Genomic DNA, 9,014 nt, shown 5'->3' on the forward strand with positions numbered 1-9,014 from the left:
GCATGACGGAGCTCGCGGCACTGGCGCACGCACCCTTCACCTACGCCGAGGTCGGCGCGACGCGCGGCACCCCGCCCGCCGACGCGCACGTCGTGCGTGCGGAGCGCGTCGTGGGTCGCGGCCCGCGGGACTTCGCGGCGGTCCGCGATTCGATCCTGAGCTACGGCATGCAACGCGGCGCGGGCCTGCGGGTGCGGGCGAGCACGCCCCGGGCCGAGCCCGGAACGGTGATGGTGATGAGCACGCCGCTGTTCGGCCGCATCCGGATCCCGTGTCGCGTGGTCCACGTCGTCGACGAGCCCGGCCGCGCGGGGTTCGCCTACGGCACCCTGCCGGGTCACCCGGAGAGCGGCGAGGAGTTCTTCTCCGTCGAGCTGCGGCCCGACGGTGCCGTGGTCGCCGTCATCGTCGCCTTCTCCCGCCCGGGGCGCTGGTACACGCGGCTCGGCGCGCCCGTGGGGCGCCTGCTGCAGGCCGTCATGACCCGGCGGTACCTGGCGGCGGTGCGCTGCTAGGGCTCGGTGCGGCGGCGCCGGAAGGGGATCGGGTCGCCGAGGAGCTCGGTGAGTCCGGTGCGCAACTCTTCAGGGATCGGCGCGGGGCGACCGTCACCGTCGACGACGACCATCGAGGTCTCGGCGATCGCGACCGCGGCACCGTCGGCGCTGAAGACCTCGTAGCCCAGGTCGTAACCCGATCGGCCGATCCGGGTGACGCGCAGGACGATCCGCGCCGGCTCCGGCGAGTACAGCAGGGGCGCGAGGTAATCGATCTCGTGGTGGGCGACGAAGACGTTCGCCCTGGGCGTCCCCGGCCGCCACACCCGCTCGGCCAGGAACCGGACACGGGCCTCCTCGAGCAGCCGCAGCATCGCGACGTTGTTGATGTGCCGGAGTGCGTCCATATCGGACCACCGCAGCGGGACCTCGACCTCGTGACCTGCCATGGGATTATTGTCGACCACGAACATTCCACGCCCTCGACCGGGAGATGCGATGCGCGCTACACGAGCACTGTCCGCCACCGTCCTCGCCGTCTGCCTCAGCGCGTGCTCCCCGTCCACCGGGCCGGCCGACACCTCCGCCTCCCCCTCGGCGGCGTCGGGCACCGTCGTCGTCTACGCCGCGGCCAGCCTGCAGGGCGTCTTCGAGAAGCTGGGCGCGCAGTTCGGCACGCGGAACCCCGGCACCACGGTGAAGTTCTCGTTCGGCGGCTCCTCGGGCCTGCTGACCCAGCTGACGCAGGGCGCGCCCGCCGACGTCTTCGCGACCGCCGACACCCCCACGATGGACAAGGCCAAGGCCGCCGCGCTGGTCACCGACCCGCAGCCCTTCGCCACCAACCTGCTCACCATCGCCACCGCCCCGGGGAATCCGAAGGGGATCCGCTCGCTCACCGACCTGGCCCGGCCCGGCGTCACCGTCGTCGTCTGCGCGCAGCCGGTGCCGTGCGGCGTCGCCACCGCGAAGGTCACCAGGGCCGCCGGCGTCACCCTCAAGCCCGTCAGCGAGGAGGACTCCGTCTCCAGCGTGCTGGCCAAGGTCCGGCACGGGCAGGCCGACGCCGGCCTCGTCTACCGCACCGACGTCCGGGGGACGAACGGCGCGGTCGGCTCCGTCGACTTCCCGCAGGCCGACGGTGCCGTCAACGTCTACCCCATCGCGCCGCTGACCGCCGCGAAGAACACCACGGGCGCCCGGCGGTTCGTCGACTTCGTCCGCGGCCCCGAGGGCCGGGCGGCGCTCGCGGACGCCGGCTTCGGAGCGCCGTGAGGGGATACCCCCGCTGGATCGTCCTGCCCGCCGCGCTCGGCGTGGCCTTCGTCCTGGTACCGCTCGTCGCGATCGTCGCGAAGGTCGACTGGCCGCGGTTCGGCGAGCTGGTCGGATCCGCGGACTCGCGGACCGCGCTCGTGCTCTCGCTGCAGACCTCCGTGGCCGCGACCGGCGTCTGCGTCGTGCTCGGCGTTCCGCTCGGGGTGATCCTCGCGCGCAGCCGGTCCCGGCTGGTCGGGGTGCTGCGGCCGCTGGTCCTGCTGCCGCTGGTGCTCCCGCCGGTGGTGGGCGGCATCGCGCTGCTCTACGCCTTCGGCCGGCGCGGCCTGGTCGGCCAGTACGCCGGGCTGGGCGGGCACATCGCCTTCACGACGGTGGCCGTGGTGCTCGCCCAGGCCTTCGTCGCGCTGCCCTTCCTGGTGCTGGCCGTCGAGGGCGCACTGCGGACGCTCGGCACCGACTTCGAGGAGACGGCGGCGACGCTGGGCGCCGCACCGTCGACGGTGCTCCGCCGGGTCACCCTGCCGCTGGTCCTGCCGTCGGTCGCCTCGGGCGTGGTGCTGACCTTCGCCCGGGCGCTCGGCGAGTTCGGGGCGACCCTCACCTTCGCCGGCTCGCTGGCGGGGACCACCCGCACCCTGCCGCTGGAGATCTACCTGCGCAACGAGACCGATCCCCAGGCCGCGGTGGCGCTGTCGCTGGTACTGCTCGCCGCGGCGGCGGTCATCGTCTCCGCGGTCTACGGGGTGCGGGCATGGCGGAGATGACGCCGGGCCTCGCGGTGGACGTCTCCGTCGCCGACCGCGGCGTCGAGGCGCGATTCGCGGTGCCCGCGGGCCGCACCCTCGCCCTCCTCGGCCCCAACGGCGCCGGCAAGTCGACGGTGGCGGGCGCCGTCGCCGGCCTGGTCCGGCCCGATTCCGGACGCATCGCCGTCGCCGGCCGCACGGTCTTCGACAGTGCCGTCTCGGTGCCGGCCCATCGGCGGCGGGTGGCGCTGTTGCGCCAGACGGCGCGGCTGTTCCCGCACCTGCGGGTGCGCGCGAACGTGGCCTTCGCGCCGCGGAGCGCGGGCGCGCACCGTCGGGCGGCGGCGGCCGCGGCCGACCACTGGCTCGCGGCCGTGGGCGCGGAGCACCTCGCGGACCGGCGGCCGCACGAGCTGAGCGGCGGGCAGGCCCAGCGGGTCGCGCTCGCGCGGGCGCTCGCGGCGGAGCCGGAGGTCCTGCTGCTCGACGAGCCGCTCTCGGCGCTGGACGTCTCCGCGCGCGCGGAGGTGCGCTCGCTGCTGCGGGCGCTGCTGGCCGGCCGGACGTGCGTGCTCATCACGCACGACGCCGCGGACGTCGTCGCCCTCGCCGACGAGGCCGCGGTCCTGGAGGACGGCCGGGTGACCGACCACCGGCCGGCGGCCGACCTGCTGCTCTCCCCCGCGACGCCCTTCGCCGCCCGACTGGCGGGCATGAACCTGCTGCCGGACGGCGAAGGGCTGTGGGTCTTCCCGCCCGACGCGGTGCGCGTCGACGGGCCGGACGGTGACGGGGTGCCCGGCACCGTGGTCGAGGTGACGGTGGCGGGCGGGCACTGCCGCGTGACCGCCACCGCCGAGGACGGGACCGCGCTGGTCGCGGAGCTGCCGGCGGAGCGCTACCGGGATCTGCACCCCGGCGATGCCGTCCGGCTGCACCCCGACCCGGCGCGGGCCCGGCGCGCTGCTACTGCTCGTCCGGCTGCGCCGGATCCTCGGTAGCCGCGGATGGGGGCGTGCGGTCGACGCCGGCGAGCAGGAGGTAGACCTGCTTGATCGCGTCGCCGAGGATGGTGTCGACGGCGGCCGTCTGCTCGGCGGTGCCGGTCCGTGCGACGCGGCGGGTGACCTCGTGCAGCTCGCGCAGCGTCTCGCGGAGGTGGCCCCGCTCGGCCGAGCCGCCGTCGAAGCCCGCGAAGGGGTCCGGGGCATCGGTGAGAGCGGTCTCGATGTACTCGCGGCCCGCTTCCGTGAGCGTGGCGACCTTACGGCCGTTCTCGCGCTCGATGGTGATCAGGCCCTCGTCCTCGAGCTGGCTGAGCGTGGGGTAGATCGCGCCGGGGCTGGGCTTCCACGCCCCGGCCGTGCGCTCCTCGATCGAGGAGACGATCTGGTAGCCGTGCATCGGCTCGGTCTCGAGGAGCCGCAGGACCGCGATCCGGACGTCGCCGCGCTGGACGCCGCGACGCCCGCGCCCCCGGCCGCGATGGCCTCCGGGGCCACGTCCGGGACCGTCGTGCATCGGACCGCCGCGGCCCGCGGGGCCGAACGGGCCCGGACCGCCCGGACCGAAGCCGGGACCGCCCGGGAAGCCGCCCTGCCGGAACCTGCCGCCGAAGCGACCTTCGAACCGGTCGTCGCACAGGTGGGCGCCCCGGCCCTCGAAACGCTGTTCATCGTGAGTGTGCCTACGCATGGTGGCACTCCTTTCGGTAGGGGGTCGCATGTTCCGCGACCCGATGCGTTCACGATATATCGCGATAGTCGCAATGGCAACCCCCAACGACGACGAAGCCCCCGTCCGAACGTCGGAAGGGGGCTTCGGAGCGAGAAGGGCGCCGGTCAGGCCTCGGCCGCGGCGATCCGCGCGATCACCGCCTGCGCGAACTTCTCCGCGCCGTCGTCGAGACGCTCGAGGTGCAGGTCGGGCTGGACGACCTGCACCTCGAGGATCACCGGATCGCCGCCGGGGGTGCGGACGAGGTCCACGCGGACGTACAGCGGCGGGTTCGCCGGATCGATCGGCTTGATCGCGGCCTCGGCGAGCGCGCGCTCCGCCTCCGTCGGCTCGGCGTCGACGAGAACCTCGGCGGGCCGGCCGTCCGCCGCGTCGGCGGCTAGCTCGGCCGCCAGATCGCGGCCGAAGGCGTGGCTGAACTCGCCGCCGATGTACACCAGCGAGACGCCGCCGGCCTCCACCGAGTACGGGAAGACCATCACACTGCTGCCGCTGGCCTTGATCTCGTCGAGCTTGGCGCGGCTCGCGTCGTCGTCCCCCGGGCCGAACCGGAAGGACTCCGCCAGCCCACCGCTGATCGACGGGCGCACCACGTGCTCGGTGCCGAGGTAGTCGTGATCGAGCGTGGCGTCGTGCACCGTGATGAACTGCGTGGGCACGATGGGGATGCCCTCGGACTCGTAGTCGCGCAGGTAGCGCTTGTCCGCGTACCAGCGGACCAGGGGCTCGGGGTTGAGCACCAACGTGTGCGAGGCAGCGCGCCAGGCCCAGCCGAGGAAGTCGTCGTAGCGCTGCGCGTAGTCCCAGGCGCCGGCGATCACGACCGCGTCGAACTGCTCCCAGTCGACGGCGGAATCGGACCACACGGCGGCCTCGGCCTCGTGGCCGGCGGCGCGGAGGGCGGAGAGGATCTCCTGGCCGCGGTCGTCGGTGTCCGGCTGCGCCGCGGAAGTGGCAAGAGCGATTCGGTACGTCACGCCGGACAGTATGGCAGCCGGAGCGGGCCGGGCGTCGCGACACCCGCGTGAAGTGCACGGCACACCGAGGCCGACCGGTTACGCTGAGCACTGTGAGGGGTGATTTGCGCGTGCACATCGAGACGGCTCGCCTGCACCTCGCCCCCGTCTCCGGCATCGTCGGCGAATCGGACGGCAGGTTCCACATCGTCGACCGGCACAGCCGCCGGACACTCGGGCGGATCGCCCTGCGCGCATCCCGGCACAGCCGGGTCCGCGGGCTCGAGTTGAGCTACTCCGTCGCGGACGAGCACCGTCGACGGGGCTTCTGCGCCGAAGCGGCGCACGCCCTCGTCGGGCACGCCTTCGACCACGGACTCACGGCCCGGATCTACGCCTCCACCGCGTGGTCGAACCTCGCCTCCCGCCGGGTCCTGGCGGGGCTGGGCATGCAGCAGCTGGACATCGCGATGCTCGACTGGGAGTCCCTGCACGACGAGATCGACCTCGGCGACGAGGCCGAGGCGGATCTCACACCGTACGCACGGGTGGAGTACGAACTCCATCGCGCCGATTGGCTGGCACGTCCTGCCGCGCAGCCGCGCGGGCTCCGCGCCGCTCGCCCTGCTTGACGGCGATCACCCCCACGACGATCGCGACCGCGCCCCCGATCTGCACCGGCGTGAGCGCCTCCCCCAGCATCAACCAGGCGACGATCCCCGACGCGATCACCTCGGAGAAACCGAGGAACGAGGCCAGCGTGGGCCCCACCATGTTGATGGCGAGGATGCCCGCCACGTACGCCAGCCCCGTGGCGATCGCCCCGATCACCACCGCCGGCACCCACCAGGGTGTGGTGCCGAGACCGCCGAGTACCACGGGCTGCGTCGACATCCGGACCGGCGTGATCCCGGCCAGCGCGGTGACGGAGAGCACGAGCCCGCCCACCACCAGGCCGCCCACGGCCAGCGCGAGCTGGTCGACGCCGGGCTTCTGCGCGCTCGGCACGTCGATCACGTCGGCCCGCGTGCCGTCCTCCGCCAGGAGGAAGTACGAGGCGAGGCCGACCAGCGAGACGAACGCCCAGGCCAGGCCGATGGGCGTCACGACCGCGCCGCCCGAGGCCGCGCCGACGACGGCGATCAGCCCCGCCACCGCGAGCGCGGCGCCGAGCACCGTGCGCGCCGTCGGGCGCTGCCCGAACCGCGCCCAGAGGTACACCAGCACCAGCAGCGGCGCCGAGAACTCGATGAGCAGCGCGACGGTGACCGACATGTGCGCGATGGCGTTGAAGTACGCGAGTTGCACACCGAGCACGGCGAGGATGCCGTACGCGAGCACGGTGAAGGGCGCGCGCCGCAGGGTCGCGAGCCGATCGCGCGCGAAGAGCAGCATCGGGACGCCGGTCACGAGCGCGGCGATCCAGATCCGGACCAGCACGACCCCGGCGGGACTCCAGCCCGCGGCGAGCAGCGGTTTGCCGAACGGGCCGGACATCGCGAACGCGAATCCCGACAGTAGTGCGACTGCGATACCCCGACCCATGCGTCACCTCCGACAATACGCGATCAGTAAGGAGTGAAATGAACTACACTGGTGACAGTACCGGCGGCCCACGTAAGGAGTCAAATGAAGTTCGCCCATGACACCGAGCCGTCCCTGGTGATGGCGGCCGAGCTGGTGAACTCCGACTACGACGGCGTCGACACCCTGACCACGGTCGCGGCGCTCAAGGACTACCTGCGCCGGCACGAGTTCACCGGGTGGAGCAACGCCGGCTCCCGCGATCTGCAGCCGGTGCACACCCTCCGGGCGGAGCTCGCGAACGCCTGGTCGGCCGGCCATCCGGACCGGGTCGCGGCGATCGTCAACGAGATGCTGGCGGCCACCCCGCAGCAGCCCTGGCTCACCCGGCACGGCAACTGGGACTGGCACCTGCACTTCACCCCGGACGACGCGCCGATCCCGGTGCGGATGCGCGCCGAGTTCGCGATGGCCCTCGTCGACCTGGTGCGCAGCGGCAACGTCGACCGGCTCAAGGCCTGCGCCGCCGACGACTGTGACCGGGTCCTCGTCGATCTGTCGAAGAACCGCTCCCGTCGCTTCTGCACCGAGGGGAACTGCGGCAACCGCACGCACGTCGCCGCCTACCGGGAGCGCCGCGCCACGACCACATCGGGCGGGCGACGCGACGGGGACTGAGCAGGCGACTACGGTAGTACTGCACACGCCGGGGATCCCGGCATCGACGCACAACCAGGAGCGACGAGAGTAATGAGCGAGGGATCGCACCGCCACAAGGTGGTCGTCATCGGTTCGGGGTTCGGTGGCCTGTTCGGCACCCGCGCCCTCAAGCGCACGGATGTCGACGTGACGATGATCGCGAAGACGACCCACCACCTGTTCCAGCCCCTGCTGTACCAGGTCGCGACCGGCATCCTGTCCGAGGGCGAGATCGCCCCCGCCACCCGGATGATCCTGCGCAAGCAGCGCAACGCCGAGGTGCTGCTGGGCGAGGTCACGGACATCGACCTGGAGAACCGCACGGTCACCAGCCACCTGCTCGAGCGCACCACCGTGACGCCCTTCGACAGCCTCATCGTCGCCGCCGGTGCGGATCAGTCCTACTTCGGCAACGACCAGTTCGCCGAGTTCGCGCCCGGCATGAAGACCATCGACGACGCCCTCGAGCTGCGCGGCCGCATCCTCGGCGCCTTCGAGCAGGCCGAGCTCTCGCACGACCACGAGGAGCGCATGCGTCTGCTCACCTTCGTGGTGATCGGCGCCGGCCCCACCGGCGTGGAGTTGGCCGGGCAGATCGCCGAGATGTCGGACAACACCCTCAAGGGCGCCTTCCGCAACATCGACCCCACTGAGGCGCGGGTCATCCTGCTCGACGCCGCGCCCGCCGTGCTCCCCCCGATGGGCGAGAAGCTCGGCACCATGGCCGCCAAGCGGCTGGAGAAGATGGGCGTCGAGATCCAGCTCAACGCGATGGTCGTCGACGTCGACGCCGACGGCCTCGTCGTCAAGGAGAAGGACGGCACCGAGCGCCGCATCGAGGCCCAGTGCAAGGTGTGGTCCGCGGGCGTCGCCGCCAGTAAGCTCGGCGCGATCCTCGCCGAGCAGTCGGGCGCCGAGACCGACCGCGCGGGCCGGGTCAAGGTCCTGCCGGACCTCACGATCCCCGGCAACCCGAACGTCTTCGTCGTCGGGGACATGATGCTGGTCGACGGTGTCCCGGGCATGGCCCAGGGCGCCATCCAGGGCGCCACCTACGCGGCGAAGGCGATCAAGGCCGGCCTCGAGGGCCAGTCCCCCGCCGAGCGCAAGCCCTTCAAGTACTTCGACAAGGGCTCGATGGCCACCGTCTCGCGGGCGAGTGCCGTGGCCAAGGTCGGCAAGCTCGAGTTCGGCGGCTTCCTCGCCTGGCTCGGCTGGCTCGCCCTGCACCTGTGGTACATCGTGGGCTACCAGAACCGCGTGATCACGCTGACCTCGTGGGCGATCACCTTCCTCACGAACAAGCGCGGGCAGATGACGATCACGGAGCAGCAGGTCTACGCGCGCACGGCGCTCGACGCCCTGCAGACGGGCGCCAAGAAGGCGATCCCGCCCGTGCACACCAGCTCGCCGACGAAGGCGCTGCCGAAGTCGGCGCCGAAGGCCCCGGCCGCGGCACCGTCGAAGGACGCCGAGAAGGCCGGCTGACCAGACGGTCACCAGGAGACGCGAGGAGCGGGGGGACAGAGCCAAAGGGCGGGTACTTCTCCTTCTTTCTCCCTCCTCTACAGAGG

11 protein-coding genes are annotated in these 9,014 nt (G+C 72.5%); 7 read left to right on the top strand and 4 right to left on the bottom strand.

From position 1 onward, the window contains the following. The first annotated feature begins 2 nt into the window (after positions 1-2). Positions 3-515, top strand: coding sequence for a DUF1990 domain-containing protein (locus tag AC21LY_RS08060; RefSeq protein WP_489045884.1), 513 nt, complete (start codon positions 3-5; stop codon positions 513-515). On the opposite strand, the gene AC21LY_RS08065 is transcribed toward AC21LY_RS08060, so the two are convergent. Next, positions 512-946, bottom strand: a complete 435-nt coding sequence (locus tag AC21LY_RS08065; protein ID WP_489045885.1) for an acyl-CoA thioesterase — start codon at positions 944-946, stop codon at positions 512-514. The genes AC21LY_RS08060 and AC21LY_RS08065 overlap by 4 nt on opposite strands. A gap of 49 nt (positions 947-995) precedes the next feature. On the opposite strand from AC21LY_RS08065, the gene modA reads away from it, so the two are divergent. From modA to AC21LY_RS08080, 3 genes are read left to right on the top strand one after another with little or no spacing between them, the layout of a single operon-like run. After that, positions 996-1,772 carry a molybdate ABC transporter substrate-binding protein gene (gene modA, locus AC21LY_RS08070; RefSeq protein ID WP_489045886.1) on the top strand — a complete coding sequence of 259 codons (777 nt, stop codon included), beginning with the start codon at positions 996-998 and terminating at the stop codon, positions 1,770-1,772. After that, positions 1,769-2,542, top strand: coding sequence for an ABC transporter permease (locus AC21LY_RS08075; RefSeq protein WP_489045887.1), 774 nt, complete (start codon positions 1,769-1,771; stop codon positions 2,540-2,542). The genes modA and AC21LY_RS08075 overlap by 4 nt, the downstream gene beginning before the upstream one ends. Then, entirely contained in the window at positions 2,530-3,525 is a 996-nt protein-coding gene (locus AC21LY_RS08080) for a sulfate/molybdate ABC transporter ATP-binding protein (protein WP_489045888.1), read from the top strand. Before AC21LY_RS08075 ends, AC21LY_RS08080 begins: the two co-directional genes overlap by 13 nt. On the opposite strand, the gene AC21LY_RS08085 is transcribed toward AC21LY_RS08080, so the two are convergent. Further along, complete coding sequence (locus tag AC21LY_RS08085) at positions 3,491-4,219, bottom strand: PadR family transcriptional regulator (protein ID WP_489045889.1); 729 nt, start codon at positions 4,217-4,219, stop codon at positions 3,491-3,493. The genes AC21LY_RS08080 and AC21LY_RS08085 overlap by 35 nt on opposite strands. Positions 4,220-4,365: 146 nt before the next feature. After that, positions 4,366-5,238 carry an ATP-grasp domain-containing protein gene (locus tag AC21LY_RS08090; protein ID WP_489045890.1) on the bottom strand — a complete coding sequence of 291 codons (873 nt, stop codon included), beginning with the start codon at positions 5,236-5,238 and terminating at the stop codon, positions 4,366-4,368. Positions 5,239-5,330: 92 nt separating this feature from the next. Here AC21LY_RS08090 and AC21LY_RS08095 point away from each other — a divergent pair, with 92 nt between their 5' ends. Beyond that, on the top strand, positions 5,331-5,849 hold the full coding sequence (locus AC21LY_RS08095; RefSeq protein WP_489045891.1) for a GNAT family N-acetyltransferase: 519 nt from the start codon (positions 5,331-5,333) through the stop codon (positions 5,847-5,849). Here the strand turns inward: AC21LY_RS08095 and AC21LY_RS08100 are convergent. Continuing rightward, entirely contained in the window at positions 5,749-6,762 is a 1,014-nt protein-coding gene (locus AC21LY_RS08100) for an EamA family transporter (protein WP_489045892.1), read from the bottom strand. The genes AC21LY_RS08095 and AC21LY_RS08100 overlap by 101 nt on opposite strands. 84 nt (positions 6,763-6,846) lie before the next feature. Here AC21LY_RS08100 and AC21LY_RS08105 point away from each other — a divergent pair, with 84 nt between their 5' ends. Beyond that, positions 6,847-7,419 (top strand): CGNR zinc finger domain-containing protein, encoded by a 573-nt coding sequence (locus AC21LY_RS08105; RefSeq protein ID WP_489045893.1) that lies wholly within the window; start codon positions 6,847-6,849, stop codon positions 7,417-7,419. Between the two features lie 72 nt (positions 7,420-7,491). Further along, positions 7,492-8,928, top strand: coding sequence for an NAD(P)/FAD-dependent oxidoreductase (locus AC21LY_RS08110; protein ID WP_489045894.1), 1,437 nt, complete (start codon positions 7,492-7,494; stop codon positions 8,926-8,928). Positions 8,929-9,014: the final 86 nt, after the last annotated feature.

Source organism: Tsukamurella sp. II2bb (genome assembly GCF_057815145.1).

Coding starts and splice junctions, on each gene's coding strand:
- AC21LY_RS08060 (WP_489045884.1), top strand. CDS start 3: ATGACGGAGCTCGCGGCACTGGCGCACGCACCCTTCACCTACGCCGAG.
- AC21LY_RS08065 (WP_489045885.1), bottom strand. CDS start 946: ATGGCAGGTCACGAGGTCGAGGTCCCGCTGCGGTGGTCCGATATGGAC.
- modA (WP_489045886.1), top strand. CDS start 996: ATGCGCGCTACACGAGCACTGTCCGCCACCGTCCTCGCCGTCTGCCTC.
- AC21LY_RS08080 (WP_489045888.1), top strand. CDS start 2,530: ATGGCGGAGATGACGCCGGGCCTCGCGGTGGACGTCTCCGTCGCCGAC.
- AC21LY_RS08085 (WP_489045889.1), bottom strand. CDS start 4,219: ATGCGTAGGCACACTCACGATGAACAGCGTTTCGAGGGCCGGGGCGCC.
- AC21LY_RS08100 (WP_489045892.1), bottom strand. CDS start 6,762: ATGGGTCGGGGTATCGCAGTCGCACTACTGTCGGGATTCGCGTTCGCG.
- AC21LY_RS08105 (WP_489045893.1), top strand. CDS start 6,847: ATGAAGTTCGCCCATGACACCGAGCCGTCCCTGGTGATGGCGGCCGAG.
- AC21LY_RS08110 (WP_489045894.1), top strand. CDS start 7,492: ATGAGCGAGGGATCGCACCGCCACAAGGTGGTCGTCATCGGTTCGGGG.